14 protein-coding genes are annotated in these 16,258 nt (G+C 35.2%); all 14 read left to right on the top strand.

Features of this window, described 5'->3' with window-relative positions:
• Positions 1-98 precede the first annotated feature (98 nt).
• Positions 99-1,991: an anaerobic carbon-monoxide dehydrogenase catalytic subunit gene (cooS, locus tag AC0N0V_RS21940; protein ID WP_474461022.1), complete on the top strand. Its 1,893-nt coding sequence runs from the start codon at positions 99-101 to the stop codon at positions 1,989-1,991.
• Positions 1,992-2,293: 302 nt separating this feature from the next.
• Positions 2,294-3,070: an ATP-binding protein gene (locus tag AC0N0V_RS21935; RefSeq protein WP_474464611.1), complete on the top strand. Its 777-nt coding sequence runs from the start codon at positions 2,294-2,296 to the stop codon at positions 3,068-3,070.
• Positions 3,071-4,747 (top strand): formate--tetrahydrofolate ligase, encoded by a 1,677-nt coding sequence (locus AC0N0V_RS21930; RefSeq protein ID WP_474461020.1) that lies wholly within the window; start codon positions 3,071-3,073, stop codon positions 4,745-4,747. It abuts the gene before it with no gap.
• Positions 4,748-4,770: 23 nt separating this feature from the next.
• Positions 4,771-5,403 carry a cyclodeaminase/cyclohydrolase family protein gene (locus tag AC0N0V_RS21925; RefSeq protein WP_474461019.1) on the top strand — a complete coding sequence of 211 codons (633 nt, stop codon included), beginning with the start codon at positions 4,771-4,773 and terminating at the stop codon, positions 5,401-5,403.
• A 101-nt stretch (positions 5,404-5,504) separates the two neighbouring features.
• Positions 5,505-6,359 carry a bifunctional 5,10-methylenetetrahydrofolate dehydrogenase/5,10-methenyltetrahydrofolate cyclohydrolase gene (locus AC0N0V_RS21920; protein ID WP_474461018.1) on the top strand — a complete coding sequence of 285 codons (855 nt, stop codon included), beginning with the start codon at positions 5,505-5,507 and terminating at the stop codon, positions 6,357-6,359.
• A gap of 28 nt (positions 6,360-6,387) precedes the next feature.
• On the top strand, positions 6,388-7,044 hold the full coding sequence (locus AC0N0V_RS21915; protein ID WP_474461017.1) for a methylenetetrahydrofolate reductase C-terminal domain-containing protein: 657 nt from the start codon (positions 6,388-6,390) through the stop codon (positions 7,042-7,044).
• 17 nt (positions 7,045-7,061) lie between these two features.
• A complete protein-coding gene (locus AC0N0V_RS21910; RefSeq protein WP_474461016.1) occupies positions 7,062-7,937 on the top strand; it encodes a methylenetetrahydrofolate reductase in 876 nt (291 codons plus the stop codon).
• 19 nt (positions 7,938-7,956) lie between these two features.
• Positions 7,957-9,333, top strand: coding sequence for a dihydrolipoyl dehydrogenase (gene lpdA / locus AC0N0V_RS21905; RefSeq protein WP_474461015.1), 1,377 nt, complete (start codon positions 7,957-7,959; stop codon positions 9,331-9,333).
• A 124-nt stretch (positions 9,334-9,457) separates the two neighbouring features.
• Positions 9,458-10,228 (top strand): ATP-binding protein, encoded by a 771-nt coding sequence (locus AC0N0V_RS21900; protein WP_474461014.1) that lies wholly within the window; start codon positions 9,458-9,460, stop codon positions 10,226-10,228.
• Positions 10,229-10,247: 19 nt separating this feature from the next.
• Positions 10,248-11,192: an acetyl-CoA decarbonylase/synthase complex subunit delta gene (acsD, locus tag AC0N0V_RS21895; protein ID WP_474461013.1), complete on the top strand. Its 945-nt coding sequence runs from the start codon at positions 10,248-10,250 to the stop codon at positions 11,190-11,192.
• A gap of 45 nt (positions 11,193-11,237) precedes the next feature.
• Positions 11,238-12,590, top strand: a complete 1,353-nt coding sequence (gene acsC, locus AC0N0V_RS21890) for an acetyl-CoA decarbonylase/synthase complex subunit gamma (RefSeq protein ID WP_474461012.1) — start codon at positions 11,238-11,240, stop codon at positions 12,588-12,590.
• A gap of 142 nt (positions 12,591-12,732) precedes the next feature.
• Positions 12,733-13,518: a carbon monoxide dehydrogenase/acetyl-CoA synthase methytransferase subunit gene (acsE, locus tag AC0N0V_RS21885; protein WP_474461011.1), complete on the top strand. Its 786-nt coding sequence runs from the start codon at positions 12,733-12,735 to the stop codon at positions 13,516-13,518.
• Positions 13,519-13,565: 47 nt separating this feature from the next.
• Positions 13,566-15,692 carry an acetyl-CoA decarbonylase/synthase complex subunit alpha/beta gene (gene acsB / locus AC0N0V_RS21880; RefSeq protein WP_474461009.1) on the top strand — a complete coding sequence of 709 codons (2,127 nt, stop codon included), beginning with the start codon at positions 13,566-13,568 and terminating at the stop codon, positions 15,690-15,692.
• A gap of 158 nt (positions 15,693-15,850) precedes the next feature.
• Positions 15,851-16,225, top strand: coding sequence for a glycine cleavage system protein GcvH (gene gcvH / locus AC0N0V_RS21875; RefSeq protein ID WP_474461007.1), 375 nt, complete (start codon positions 15,851-15,853; stop codon positions 16,223-16,225).
• The last annotated feature ends 33 nt before the right edge of the window (positions 16,226-16,258 follow it).

Below are 16,258 nucleotides of genomic sequence, written 5' to 3'. Positions count from 1 at the left end.
ACAGTTATTCTCAAATAAATAAGAAATAGGGTTTTAGGTAATATTATTCTAGGATGCTATCTTTATGATGGGCCAATCCTATAAGGAGGGAATTATTAATGAGTGAAAAAGTACTTTCAATTGACCAAACTACTCTTCAAATGTTGGACAAGGCTAAAAAAGATGGGGTAGAAACAGCTTGGGACAGAAAAGATATATTAAAGACACCTTGTGGATTTGGAGCTGCAGGAGTATGTTGTAGAAATTGTACAATGGGACCTTGTAGAGTAAGTCCAGTTCCAGGCAAAGGTGCTGAAAGAGGCATCTGTGGTGCTACTGCAGATACTATTGTATCTAGAAACTTTGCAAGAATGGTAGCAGGAGGAACAGCAGCTCACTCTGATCATGGTAGAAGTATTTGTTTAGACTTATATCATTCAAGTCCTGACGGAGATATAAAAGTTAAAGATGAAAAGAAGCTTATGAAAGTAGCAGCAAGATTTGGCATAAAAACTGAAGATAGAGATATATATGAAATAGCTCATGAACTTGCAGCAACAGGATTACAAGACTATGGTAGACAGTTTGGGGAACCTTGCTTACCACCAACCTTACCAGAAAAAAGAAAACAAATATGGAGAGACTTAGGAATAATGCCTAGAGCAGTTGATAGAGAAATAGCAGGGCTTATGCACTCAACTCATATTGGATGTATGGCAGATCCAGAAGCAATGATTAAAATTGCCATGAGAACTTCATTAACGGATGGATGGATAGGTTCATATATGGCAACAGAATTTAGTGACATTATGTTTGGAACTCCACAAGCTAGACATACTGAAGCCAATTTAGGTGTTTTAGAAGATAATCAAGTAAACATAGTATTACACGGACATGAACCAACACTTTCAGAAATGATTGTACAAGCTGCAGAGTCACCAGAAATCATAGAGTTAGCTAAGTCAGTGGGAGCAGATGGAATAAATCTTTGCGGTATGTGCTGTACTGCAAATGAAGCTACAATGAGACATGGAGTTAAACTTGCAGGTAACTTTATGCAACAGGAATTAGCAGTTGTAACAGGTGCTGTTGAAGCTTTAGTTGTTGACGTACAATGTATATTCCCAGCATTAGCTAAGTTGGCTGAAAGTTATCATACTAAGTTTATAACAACTTCACCAAAAGCTCGTATAAAGGGAGCAACTCACATAGAGATGGATGAAGAGCATAGATTAGAAACAGCTAAAACTATATTAAGAGAAGCTATAATGAACTTTAAGAATAGAGATAAGAGCAAGGTTATGATACCTGAGCTTAAGTCAGAAGCAGAAGTTGGTTATAGTGTTGAGCAAATATTAAATAAGTTAGATGGAGTCGTTAACTCACATATAGGACCAATGCAAAGTACTAAACCACTTGCAGATGTTATAGTGGCAGGGGTTATAAGAGGAGCAGCTGGTGTAGTTGGATGTAACAATCCTAAGAATGTTCATGATGAGGGTCATATAGAAGTAATAAAAGGCTTAATTAAAAATGATATTATAGTTGTTGTTACTGGTTGTTCAGCTCAAGCAGCAGCTAAACATGGATTACTTAGAAAAGAAGCAAGGGAACTTGCTGGTCCAGGACTTAAAAAGGTATGTGAATTAGTAGATATACCACCAGTTTTACACATGGGATCATGCGTAGACATAAGCCGTATCCTAGAATTAGTTGGAACAACTGCTAATCACTTAGGAGTAGACATGTGTGATTTACCAGTAGTTGGGGTAGCTCCAGAATATATGTCAGAGAAAGCTGTTGCAATAGGAACTTATGTTGTAACATCTGGTATAGACACATGGCTTGGAGTAGTTCCTCCAGTTACAGGTGGTCCTGAAGTTGTTGATATACTAACTAATAGAATAGAAGAGTGGGTAGGAGCTAAGTTCTTTGTAGAACCAGATCCACATAAAACTGTTGAACAGATCGTTGCTAGAGTAAATGAAAAACGTCAAAAGTTAGGAATATAAGAATCAAATAAATATGTAAGATTAATCTATAATGATTATTTTCTCAATATTCATTATAGCAAGAATTATGCCAATATATAGAATGTTGACTATGTAAACAAAATCCAATTAAACTTATCAAAATGAAACAAAAAATAGGATCAAAATGATAAGTACTCAGAATGATACAGATATAAAGAGATAAGTAAAAACTCAGTATAATAGCAAATAAAATTTGTTATTATACTGAGGAAAAATATGGCTAAAAATATGGTATAATATGAAGCAATAATTATAGCAAAAAGGAGGGTCTACATATGAAAATGAAATTGGCTATAACAGGAAAAGGCGGTGTGGGAAAAACTACATTCTCAGCCATACTAAGTAGAATATATGCTGAAGAAGAATATAAGGTCTTAGCGGTAGATGCTGATCCTGATCCTAATTTAGCATTAGCACTGGGTTTTCCCGAAAATTTAATAGAAGAAATTGTTCCAATATCAGAAATGAAAAAGTTAGTTGCAGAGAGAACAAGTTCAACTCCAGGGTCCTTTGGTAAAATGTTTAAAATCAATCCTAAAGTTGATGATATACCTGAAAGATATTGTAAGGAATACAATGGTGTAAGACTCCTAACAATGGGTACAGTGGATACTGGTGGTACAGGCTGTATATGTCCAGAAAATGTTCTTCTTAAAAAGCTTACTTCTCATTTAATATTACAAAACAAAGATATAGTGATAATGGATATGGAAGCTGGAATTGAACATTTAGGTAGGGGTACAGCTCAAGGGGTAGACGCATTCATCGTTGTTGTAGAGCCTGGAATAAGAAGTATTCAAACATACAAGCATGTAAAAAGGCTTGCAAAGGATATAGGTATAGATAAAATTTTCGTAGTTGCAAATAAAGTTAAGAATGTAGAAGATGAAAATTATATACTCCAAAATGTAGAAGAAGGTGCTTGCCTTGGATTCATACATTATAAGGATACCGTAGGAAGCTCAGATAGACCTAACCAATCACCTTACGATTCTAATAAGGAGACTGTTGAAGAAATAAGAAAAATAAAAGAAAAATTAGAAATGGGGGTATTATAAATGGGATTTAAATCTGACATAGAAATAGCACAAGAATGTAAACTACAAGACATTAGGGAGATAGCTTCAAAACTAGGTTTTACTGAGGATGATATCGAACTCTATGGAAAATATAAAGCTAAGGTGGATTATAATCTTTTAAAGAAAACTCCTGGAAAAAACGCAAAACTTATTCTTTGTACAGCAATTAACCCAACACCAGCTGGAGAAGGCAAAACGACTACTTCAATAGGAGTTGCAGATGCATTATCTAAGCTTGGAAAAAATACAATAGTTGCATTAAGAGAACCTTCACTTGGACCTGTATTTGGTGTAAAGGGCGGAGCAGCTGGCGGTGGATATGCACAAGTTGTTCCAATGGAAGATATAAACTTACACTTTACAGGTGATTTTCATGCAATAGGAGCAGCTAATAATCTTTTAGCAGCAATGATTGATAATCACATATTTCAAGGAAATGCTTTAGATATCGATCCAAGAAGAATTGTTTGGAGAAGATGTGTTGACATGAACGACAGACAGTTAAGATTTGTTGTTGATGGTATGGGTGGAAAAGCAAACGGAATGCCAAGAGAAGATGGATTCGATATAACTGTTGCTTCAGAAATAATGGCAATTTTCTGTTTAGCAACTGACATAAACGACTTAAAAGAAAGACTAGCAAGAATAGTAGTAGGATACACAAGAAAAGGTGAACCTGTTACAGCAGGTCAAATAAATGCTCAAGGTGCAATGGCAGCATTACTTAAAGATGCATTAAAGCCAAATCTTGTTCAAACGCTTGAAGGAACACCAGCATTTGTACATGGTGGACCATTTGCAAACATAGCTCATGGATGCAACTCAATAATGGCTACAAGAATGGCTACTCACTTTGCTGATTATGTAGTTACAGAAGCTGGTTTTGGTGCTGACCTTGGAGCAGAAAAGTTCTTAGATATTAAATGTAGAATGGCTGGTTTAAAACCAGATGCTGTAGTTATAGTAGCTACAGTTAGGGCGTTAAAATACAATGGTGGAGTTCCAAAGACTGAGTTAAACAGTGAAAACCTAGAAGCACTTGAAAAGGGACTTCCAAACCTATTAAAGCATGTTGAAAACATAACTAAAGTATTTAATTTACCAGCAGTAGTTGCTATAAATAGATTCCCAACTGATACAGAAGCTGAGTTAAAACTTGTTGAAGATAAGTGTAAAGAACTTGGGGTAAATGTTAAGTTATCAGAAGTTTGGGCAAAAGGCGGAGAAGGCGGAGTTGAAGTAGCTAAGGAAGTAATAAGATTAATTGAAGCTGGAGAAAATAAATTCCAATTTGCTTATGATTCAGAACTACCAATAAGAGAGAAAATAAGAGCAATAGCTCAAAAAATATATGGTGCAGATGATGTTTTATTTACAGATCAAGCTAACAAGGAAATTGATGAGCTAGAGAAAAATGGATTTGGAAAAACTCCAGTGTGTATGGCAAAAACTCAGTATTCCTTAACGGATGATCAAACTAAGCTTGGAAGACCAACAGGATTTAATATAACTGTAAGACAAGTAACAGTTTCAGCAGGAGCAGGTTTTGTTGTTGCTATAACTGGTTCAATAATGAAGATGCCAGGACTTCCTAAAGTTCCAGCAGCTGAGAGAATTGATGTTGATGAAAATGGAGTAATAAGTGGATTATTCTAAAGAATTTTAGGAGGAAAGATACAATGAAGCTAGCAGATAAAACTAGTGCTGAATTTATAGAAGTTCTTGCATCAAAGGCAGCAGTACCTGGTGGCGGCGGTGCGGCAGCTCTTACAGGGGCAATAGGAATGGCCCTTGGAAGCATGGTTTGTAACTTGACAATTGGAAAGAAAAAATTCGTCGAGTACGAAGAAAAATTACAAGGCATATTAGCAAAAGCTACAGAACTTCAAGAAGAGCTTATTAAAATGATAGATGCGGATGCAGAGTGTTTCCTACCTCTATCAAAAGCATATGGACTACCTAAAGAGACTGAAGAACAGAAAAAATTAAAAGAAGAAACTTTAGAAAAGTGTTTAAAAAATGCCTGTGAAGTTCCGCTATCAATAGTCAAGCTATGTTATGAGTCAATTAAGCTACATGAGGCTCTAGTGGATAATTGTTCGAAGCTTGCTATAAGCGATGTAGGTGTAGGAGTTCAGTGTTTGCGAGCTGCAATTATAGGGGCTGAGCTAAATGTCATAATCAATATAAATTCTATTAAAGATAAGGCTTATGTTGAAAAGGTTAAGAAAGAAACAGAACCTTTAATAGAATCTGGAATAAAAATTTCAGATGAAGTCTATAAAAAAGTAGTAAAGGCACTTTCGGAGTAATGTGTTAAAGTATTTCTTTGGGGTAAAATTCCTTTATCCTAAAGAAATACTTACATAATGAAAATGTAGTCCTTAATTTGAATGCAAAGGGGATTGTAAGTATGGGTCAAATAATAAAAGGAAAACCAGTTGCAGATGCTATTAGTGAAGTTTTAGCTAATGAAGTAGAAGAGTTAAAGGCAAAGGGTATTACTCCAAAACTAACAATTATTAGAGTTGGAGCTAACGGAAGTGACCTAGCTTATGAAAGAGGAGCTTTAAAAAGATGTGATTCTATAGGAATTGCTACAGAAGTCAAAGAGCTACCAGAAGATATATCACAAGATGACTTTATATCAGAGTTAAAAAAGATAAATGAAGATAAATCTACTAATGGGATACTGATTTTCAGGCCGTTTCCAAAACAATTAAATGAAAGTGTAATTAAATATATAATTGCTCCCGAAAAAGATATTGACTGTTTTAGTCCTGTAAATGTAGCTAAGATAATGGAGAGCGACACAACTGGGTATGCACCATGTACTCCATCTGCAGTTATTGAAATATTAAAGCATTATAATGTTCCAATGAAAGGTAAAAAGGCGGTAGTTATAGGTAGATCTATGGTTGTAGGAAAACCAGTATCAATGTTGCTTTTAAATGAAAATGCTACAGTTACTATTTGTCATTCAAGAACAGAAGACATGCCTGCAGTGTGTAGAGAAGCAGATATTTTAGTAGTTGGTATTGGTAAAGCTAAGATGATTGATTCTAAGTATATTAAAGATGGTGCTGTAGTTATAGATGTTGGAATAAATGTTGATGAGCAAGGAAATTTATGTGGGGATGCAGATACAAATAGCTGTCTTGAAAAGGCATCACTAGTAACGCCAGTTCCAGCAGGAGTGGGTTCAGTAACTACTTCAATACTTGCTAAACAATTAGTAAAAGCATGTAAGTTACAAAATAACCTATAAGTATTTGTTAATGATGGGGGAGTAAGAAATGATTATTTCAGAAAAAAAGCCTTTTGAAGAAATACTTGAATATTTAAAAGAGAGTAAAAAAGTAGTAATTACAGGATGTTCCTTATGTGCATCAACTTGTAAGGTTGGGGGAGATACAGAGGCTTTAGAAATGAAAGCTAAGCTGGAGGAGAAGGGAATAGAAGTTTTAGGATATAAGATACTTGACCCTTCCTGCAACCTACTAAAGACTAAAAAAGATTTAAAAGCTTTAAAGGAAGAACTAAAAGAAGCTGATGCGGTTTTATCTATAGCTTGTGGGGATGGAACTCAAACCGTTGCAAAGCTTATAAAAAATCCTGTTTACCCTGGTAACAACACACTATTTATAGGTGAAGTAGAAAGAGTTGGGCAATATGCAGAAGCTTGTAAGGCTTGTGGAAATTGCCAACTTGGATGGACAGGTGGAATATGTCCAATAACAATGTGTGCTAAAGGGCTTTTAAATGGAGCCTGCGGTGGTGCGAGAGATGGGAAATGCGAAGTCAATCCAGAAAACGATTGTGCATGGATATCAATATATAACAAATTAAAAGAGCAAAACAAACTTGAGAATCTCTTAGAGATAAGAGAGCCAAGAGATTACCAAATTAGTGCCCATCCAAGAAAAGTAGACTTAAAAGATAAGGAAAAATAACTGAGGGGGGACTCAAAATGAGCCTATTAAAAGAAGCTTTTGAAAGAGGAGAGTTTGCAGTTACAACAGAAATGGCTCCTCCAAAAGGTATAGATCTTTCTCATTTAATAGAATGTGCTAAATCAGTAAAAGGAAGAGTTCATGGAGTTAACGTTACAGATTTTCAGTCTGCCACATTAAAGGCCACCTCCTTAGCAACATGTAAGGTACTAAAGGATGCAGGGCTTGAGCCTGTTCTACAAATAACAGGGAGAGACAGAAATAGAATAGCAATCCAAGGTGAACTTCTATCAGCAGGAGTTTTTGGAATAGAAAACGTTTTAGCTCTAACTGGAGATTTCACAATGACAGGAGATCATCCAGGTGCTAAACCAGTTTATGACCTTGATAGCGTAGGAATCCTTCAGGTAGCAAATACTGTTTCTCATGGTAAGGATATGGTTGGTAACGAGTTGAAAGGAAAACCTGAATTTTATTTAGGGGCCTGTGTAACCCCGAAATATGATCCAGTGGAATTACAAATATTGAAGATGGAAAAGAAAATAAAAGCTGGTGCGAAGTTTTTTCAAACCCAAGCTGTATATGATATAGATACTTTAAAAAACTTTAGGGAAAAGACTAAGCATTTGGATGCAAAGCTTATGGTCGGCATAATACCACTAAAATCAGCAGGTATGGCAAAGTACATGAATAAAAATGTACCAGGAATATATGTACCTGATGAATTAATCGAGAGAATGAAGAATGCTGAAGATAAGGTTAAAGAAGGAATAAAAATAGCCGGAGAATTTATAAGACAAGCTAAACAAGAGGAACTTTGTGATGGAGTCCATATAATGGCAATTGGTGCGGAAGAAAATGTGCCATTTATATTAGATGAAGCAGGATTATAAAAGATAAGGGGCGATTTGAATGAAATTAGTTGTTATCGGTGGTGGACCAGGTGGATATGTAGCTGCGTTAAAGGCTGCTATGCTTGGAGCTGATGTTACTATAGTAGAAAAGAAGAATGTCGGGGGGACATGTTTAAATGTAGGATGTATACCTACAAAAGCATTATTAGCATCTTCAGATGCTTTAAATACTGTTAAAGAAGCTGAAAAACTTGGAATTAGTATTGAAGGTGAGGTAAAAGCGGATTTCAATACTATCATGCAGAGAAAAGATAAAGTGGTTACTCAATTGGTAAAAGGCATTGAGTTTATGTTTGAAAATAGAGGGGTTAAGCTTGTACGCGGAACTGGAAAACTTTTAAGTAAAAATGAAGTTGAAGTTACAAAGGCAGATGGAACAAAAGAAATCATACAAGCAGATAAGGTAATTCTTGCTACGGGGTCAGTACCAGTAGTACCAGGTTTCTTTCATTATGATGGAAAAAGAGTAATAACTTCCGATGAAGTTTTAAATCTTAAGGACCAACCAAAGTCTATGATAGTAGTTGGTGGAGGGCCGGTAGGAGCTGAAATAAGTCAGTTTTTACACAGACTTGGAACAGAAGTTAAAATAGTAGAAATGATGCCTCAGCTTGCACCACTTGAAGATGAAGATGTGGCAAAGATACTACAAAGAAGTTTTAAACAGGAAAAGCTAAAGTTCTTTGTGGGGGATGGAATTTCAAATGTTGAGGTAAGTGAAGATAAAGTTATCGCAACATTAAATAGCGGAAAAAAATTAGAAGCAGAAGTAATGCTTGTAGCTGTTGGGAGAAGACCATACACAGAAGGGCTTGGTTTAGAAGACCTAGGAGTACAAATGGATCGAGGTAGAGTAGTTGTAAATGAAAAAATGGAGACAAGTATAGAAGGAATCTATGCTATAGGTGACTTAGTTCCATCAATAGCACTTGCTCATGTAGCTTCTAAAGAAGGTATAGTAGCAGTAGAAAATGCTATGGGGAAAGATAAAAAAGTAAGCTACAAAGCTGTACCAGGATGCGTATTTACAGAACCTGAAATAGCTTCTGTAGGATTAAAAGAAAAAGAGGCTGAAAAGGCTGGAATCAACTATAAGGTTGGGAAATTTGATTTTAGAGGGCTTGGAAAGGCACAAGCAATGGGTAAGTTCCAAGGATTCGTAAAAGTTATTACAGATGAAAAGGATGTAATAATCGGAGCAGCAATAATTGGTGAACGTGCAACAGATATGTTAGGAGAACTTACACTTGCTGTAGAGCTAGGGCTAACTTCGGAGCAGGTTGGAGATGTAATTCATCCACATCCAACATTATCGGAAGCGTTAATGGAAGCACTTCATGATGTACATGGACAATGTGTTCATTCAATAGGCTAGTAATATAGGTGGTTTAATCTATTTGTGACGAATTTGATGTAAAAAATAAACTTAAATGAGACTTAAAACCATAACAATATGTGTTAATGGCGATTAGCTATCAGATAAAGGGAGGGGTTATACTATGGGATATAAAATAGCTGTAGCAGGTAAAGGCGGCACTGGTAAAACTACATTAACAGGTCTTTTAATAGATTATTTAGTTAAAAAGGGAGAAGGACCTATTCTTGCAGTTGATGCTGATGCAAATGCAAACTTAAATGAAGTTTTAGGTGAAGATATAGAGGCTACTATAGGAGAAATAAGAGAAGATGTAAGTAAAAGATCTCTTGATGATAGTTTCCCAGGAGGTATGTTAAAAGCAGATTATTTAAAGTATAGATTAAGCACTGCTGTTACAGAAGGAACTGGTTATGACATGATTGTAATGGGAAGGTCCCAGGGAACAGGCTGCTATTGTTATGTAAATGGAGTGTTGAAGACTCAAATAGATTCACTTTCAGCAAATTACAAATATTTAATTATAGATAATGAAGCTGGAATGGAGCATTTAAGTAGAAAAGTAGTTGAAGATATCGATACTTTATTCTTGATAAGTGACTGCTCCAGAAGAGGAATTCAAGCAGTTGGTAGGATAAGAAGGCTAGTTGATGAAATAAATTTAAAGGTAGGGCAAATTTTTTTAATAGTTAATAGAGCACCAGAAGGTAAGCTAAATGAAGGAACAATGGAAGAAATAGAGAAGCAGGAATTAAATTTACTAGGAGTTGTTCCTATGGACCCTATGGTGTATGAGTATGACACTAGTGGAAAACCTCTTGTTAACATGCCTGAGGATTCCATATCTAAAAAAGCGTTAGGTGAAATTTTATCAAAAGTTCAATTCAATAAATAAATTAAGGAGGCATTAATTTATGTTCAAGAAAACAGTACAGAAATTTTCAGGTAAGATTTGTGAAGTTGAAATAGGCATTGGAGAAAAAGCTATAAAATTAGGTGGAGAAAGTGTACTTCCGTTTTATACCTTTGATGGTAACGTAGGTAATACTCAAAAAGTTGGTATGGAAATTTCAGATGTTTACCCAGAGGATTGGTCAGATGCTATAAAAGATATTTATAAGGATGTTTGTAATGATCCTGCTCAATGGGCAAAGTTTGTAGAAGAAAAATATGCTCCTGATTTTATATGCTTAAGATTAGATAGTGCTGATCCAAATGGACTTAATAAACCTGTAGAAGAAAGTGCTAAGGCTGCTAAAGCTGTGGTTGAAGCTATAAAGACTCCTTTAGTAGTAGCTGGAACAGGTAATCATGAAAAGGATGCTAAGTTATTCGAAAAAGTTGCTCAAGAATTAGATGGACATAATGTTCTTTTATTAGCTGCAGTTGAGGATAACTACAAGACTATAGCTGCTGCAGGTGCAATGGCTTATAATCATAAAGTTGCTGCTGAATCATCTGTTGATATAAACCTTGCTAAACAAATAAATATTTTAGTTAATCAACTAGGTGTTGCTAATGAAAAAATAGTTGATAATATAGGCTCTGCAGCTGCAGGATATGGTTATGAGTATGTTGTTTCAACTTTAGACAGAGTAAGACTTGCTGCTCTTGGACAAAATGATAAAACTCTTCAAGTTCCAATAATCACACCAGTTTCTTTTGATACATGGAAGGTAAAAGAATCAGTTGAACTAGAATCAGATTCACCGTTATGGGGATGTCAGGAAGATAGAGGTATTGCTATGGAGGTAGCAACAGCTACTGGAGTTCTTGCATCAGGATCTAATGCAGTTATTTTACGTCATCCAAAATCAGTAGAAACTATTAAGAAGTTTATTAATGAATTACTAGGCTAGTACAAATTAAATTTTATATTGTGATTAAGGTAAGGGGGATTCAAAATGGCTTTAACAGGATTAGATATATTTAAATTAACACCAAAAAAGAATTGTAAAGATTGTGGTTTTCCAACTTGTTTAGCTTTCTCAATGAAGGTAGCAGCAGGTGGAGCAGAAATAGGAAAATGTCCACATATGAGTTCAGAGTCTATAGAGAAGTTATCAGAGGCTACAGCACCTCTAATGAAAACTATAACAGTTGGTAAAGGGGAAACTGAGTATAAATTTGGTGGAGAAACTGTATTATTCCGTCATGAAAAGACTTATGTAAATAGAAATAGATATGCAATATTGTTATCTGACAACATGGATGATGCTGCAATAGATGCAAAACTTCAACATATGAAAGATGTTGATTATGTAAGAATTGGCGAAGAAATGAAAGTTGAATTTGCTGCATTGAAATATGCTGGTAATAAAGATAGGTATATTGCTTTAGTAAATAAGGTAAAAGCAAGTGGATTAAAAGTAGCTTACATACTAATCTGCGAGGATCCAGCTGTTGCTAGAGAAGCGATTGAATTAGTTAAGGCTGAAAACCCTATGGTTTATGGTGCTAATAAAGAAAATTTCAAGGAAATGGTTGACCTTGTTAAAGGTGATAACTTAACTTTAGGTGTAAAAGCTGAAAATTTAGAAGCTTTATATACATTAGTGGAAGAGATTCAAAAATCAGGATATAAGAACCTAGTACTTGACCCAGGTTCAGCTTCTGTTAAAGAAGCTTTTGAAAATACAGTTCAAATTAGAAGAATAAACCTTCAAGGTGGAGATAGAACCTTTGGATATCCTTCAATCTTATTTGTAGATGAGCTTGCAAAAGGCGATAAATTTATGGAAATAGCTTTATCTACACTATTCACAATGAAATACGGTTCAATAATAGTTCTAAGTGATATAGATTATGCAAGAGCATTACCATTATACGGCCTTAGACAAAATATCTTTACAGATCCACAAAAACCGATGAGAATTGAACCAGGCCTATATGGAATTAATAATCCAGATGAAAATGCCCCAGTATTATGTACAGTTGACTTTGCATTAACTTATTTCGTAGTATCCGGTGAAATTGAAAGATCTAAAGTTCCAGTGTGGATGGTAATTCCAGATGCAGGTGGATACTCAGTTCTTACTTCATGGGCAGCTGGTAAGTTTACTGCAAATAGCATAGCTAAATTTATAAAAGAAAATGGAATAGAAGAAAAGGTTAAGAGTAGAAAATTGATACTTCCAGGAAAGGTTGCAGTTCTTAAAGGGGATTTAGAAGAGAACTTACCAGGATGGGAGATAATAGTTGGAACTGCAGAAGCTATGTTTATTCCTAAATTCTTAAAGGAATTAACTGAAAAATAGTTATTGGTAAAAAATTTGATCAATTGAGGTTTGTCTTTAATCTCAGATAAACCTCATTGTTAAATTCTAATTATAAATTTAGTATTATCTGAGTTTAATTAAAATGTAAATAAATATTAAAGAAAATGGGAGGATTATTAACATGGATAAGTTTTTAATCATTGGGGAAAGAATTCACTGCATATCACCAGCTATTAGAAAGGCTATATCAGAAAGAAATCCAGAACAAATTATAAAGAGAGCAAAAGAGCAGCTTGAAGCAGGCGCTCATTACCTAGATTTTAATATAGGACCAGCTGAAAAAGATGGGGAAGAAGTTATGGCGTGGGGTGTTCAATTACTTCAAAAAGAATTTGATAATGTTCCACTTGCACTTGATACAACAAATAAGAAAGCTATAGAAGCTGGACTTAAAGTTTATAACAGGGAAAAGGGAAAGCCAATCGTAAACTCAGCAGATGCTGGAGAGAGAATTGGAAATATAGATTTAGCAGCAGAATATGATGCTATGTGTATTGCATTATGTGCAAAAGAAGGTATTACTAGAGATAATGATGAAAGAATGGCTTACTGTACAGAGATGCTTGAAAGAGCAATGGGCCTTGGAATGGAACCAACTGATTTATTATTTGACCCATTATTCCTAGTTATTAAAGGAATGCAGGATAAGCAAAAAGAAGTATTAGAAGCTGTTAAGATGATAAGTGAAATGGGATTAAAAACTTGCTGCGGACTAAGTAATATATCAAATGGTGCGCCAAAGGAAATTAGACCAATTATGGATGCTACATTTGCTGCAATGGCAATGCAATGTGGACTTTCCTCAGCAATAATGAATCCATGTGACAAGAGATTAATGGAAACTATAAAAACTTGTGACGTTGTAAATGGAGCTGTATTATATGCTGACTCTTATTTAGACTTATAATACTTGACTGTATTTTTTATATAATTAAATTTAGGGAGGGGCTAAAAATGAATTTATTTCAAACTATATTCACTGGGTCAAAACAAGCTTTAGCGGCAGCTGAAGGACTTGTACAAAAAGCTATAGAGGAAAAAGGTATTGATCATAAGGTTGCATTCCCAGATACAGCATATTCTTTACCAGTAATTTATGCTGCAACAGGAAAGAAAATTTCAAACCTTAAAGAATTAGAAGGTGCTTTAGATATAGTTAGAAGTTTAATAGTTGAAGAAGAAATGCTTGATAAAGCACTAAATTCTGGACTAGCAACTGCTGTGGCAGCAGAAATAGTTGAGGCTGCTAAGTATACACTTTCAGATACTCCATATGCAGAGCCATGTGTAGGGTTCGTATCTGACCCAATAATTCGTTCACTAGGAGTACCTCTAGTTACTGGAGATATACCAGGAGTTGCAGTTGTGCTTGGAGAATGCCAAGATGCTGAAAGTGCTGCAAAAGTTATAAAGGATTACCAATCGAAAGGTCTGTTAACATTCCTAGTTGGTAAGGTAATAGACCAAGCTAAGGAAGCTAATGTTAAGATGGGGCTTGACCTAAGAGTTGTTCCACTAGGATATGATGTTACTTCAGTAATTCACGTTGTAACTGTCGCAATAAGAGCGGCTCTAATATTTGGAGCAGTTAAGCCAGGTAACTTAGCTGAACTTTTACAATACACTTCAGACAGGGTACCAGCATTTGTAAATGCTTTTGGACCATTAAGTGAACTTGTAGTTTCATGTGGAGCTGGTGCTATAGCTCTTGGATTCCCAGTAGTAACTGACCAAACTGTAACTGAAGTTCCTACATTACTATTAACTCAAAAAGACTATGATAAGGTAGTAAAAACTTCTTTAGAGGCTAGAAAAATAAAAATAAAGGTTACTGAAATTCCAATACCTGTGGCATTTGCAGCAGCATTTGAGGGAGAAAGAATTAGAAAGAATGATATGTTTGCTGAATTTGGTGGAGGAAAGACTGAAGCTTGGGAATTAGTAATGAGTGCTGAACTTGGAGAAGTTGAAGATCATAAGATTGAGATAATCGGACCAGACATAGATAGTATAACAGCAGCTCCAGGAAGAATGCCTTTTGGTATGCTTATAAAGGTAGCTGGTACTAATATGCAAAAAGATTTTGAACCAGTTCTAGAAAGAAGACTTCATTATTTCTTAAACTACATTGAGGGAGTAATGCACGTTGGACAAAGAAACCTTACTTGGGTGAGAGTTGGTAAAGAGGCATATGAAAAAGGCTTTAGATTAAAACACTTTGGTGAAGTGGTTTATGCAAAAATGTTAGATGAATTCGGTTCGGTTGTAGATAAGTGCGAAATAACTTTAATAACTGATCCAGAAAAGGCTTCAGAATTAAAAGATAAGTATGCTATGCCAAGATTTACTGAAAGAGACGAAAGACTTACATCACTAATAGATGAGAGTGTTGATACATTCTATACATGTAACCTTTGTCAGTCTTTTGCACCTGCACATATATGTATAGTAACTCCTGAAAGACTTGGTCTTTGCGGAGCAGTTTCATGGTTAGATGCAAAAGCTACACTTGAATTGAATCCAACAGGACCATGTCAAAGAGTACCAAAAGAAGGCTTAATTGATGAGAATGCTGGTATTTGGGAAAAAGTAAATGAAGCTGTTTCAAAGGGCTCACAAGGTGCTGTAGAAGAAGTTACATTATATAGTATATTAAATAGCCCAATGACTTCTTGCGGATGTTTTGAGTGTATTACAGGTATAATGCCAGAAGCTAATGGTGTTGTTATAGTAAACAGGGAGCATGCTTCAATAACTCCACTCGGAATGACATTTGGTGAACTTGCATCTATGACTGGTGGTGGTGTACAAACTCCAGGATTCATGGGACACGGAAGAGCATTTATTCCATCAAAGAAATTTATGAAGGCTGAAGGTGGAATAGAAAGAATAGTTTGGATGCCAAAAGAATTAAAAGACTTCGTAGCAGATAAGTTAAATGCTACAGCTAAAGAATTATATGATATAGACAATTTTGTAGATATGATTTGTGATGAAACTATATCTACAGAATCAGAAGAGGTAATGGCGTTCTTAGAAGAAAAAGGACATCCAGCACTTGGATTAGATCCAATAATGTAATTAAAGCTAATTCATAGTTAACTTGAATCAGTAAGTATTGAATCTAAATAAGTTGACAGTTGATAATTGATTAGTTGGGGTTGATTTTTCTACTAACGTCGAAAAATCTCCGTAGCTGTCCACTTTCAACTGTCAACCAATAAAAAGGAGTGTTTGTAATGAATTTACCAAATAATCTATATTACCACAGTGAACACACATGGGCAAAAGTTGAAGGAGATGTAGCTTACATCGGAATAACTGACTTTGCACAAAACCAGCTTGGAGAAATATTGTTTGTTGAGATGCCAGATGTTGAAGATGAACTAGCTCAAGGGACTACTTTTGGTGTTGTAGAGTCTTCTAAGAAAGCTTCAGATTTATTTGCTCCCTTATCTGGCGAAGTACTAGAAGTAAATGAAAAATTAGATGATGAGCCAGAGTACATTAATGAAGATGCTTATGATGCGTGGATAGTAAAAATAAAGATAAGTGATAAAAATGAACTAGATAATTTATTAAGTGCTTCTAAGTATGAATTAGGAATAAAGTAGAAAAAAACTTCTCGGTAGTATAGCCGAGAAAGT

Source organism: Clostridium sp. CS1-1, assembly GCF_056135525.1.
Note: the sequence above shows the minus strand (reverse complement) of the source record. Positions and strands in the feature narration are given on the sequence as shown.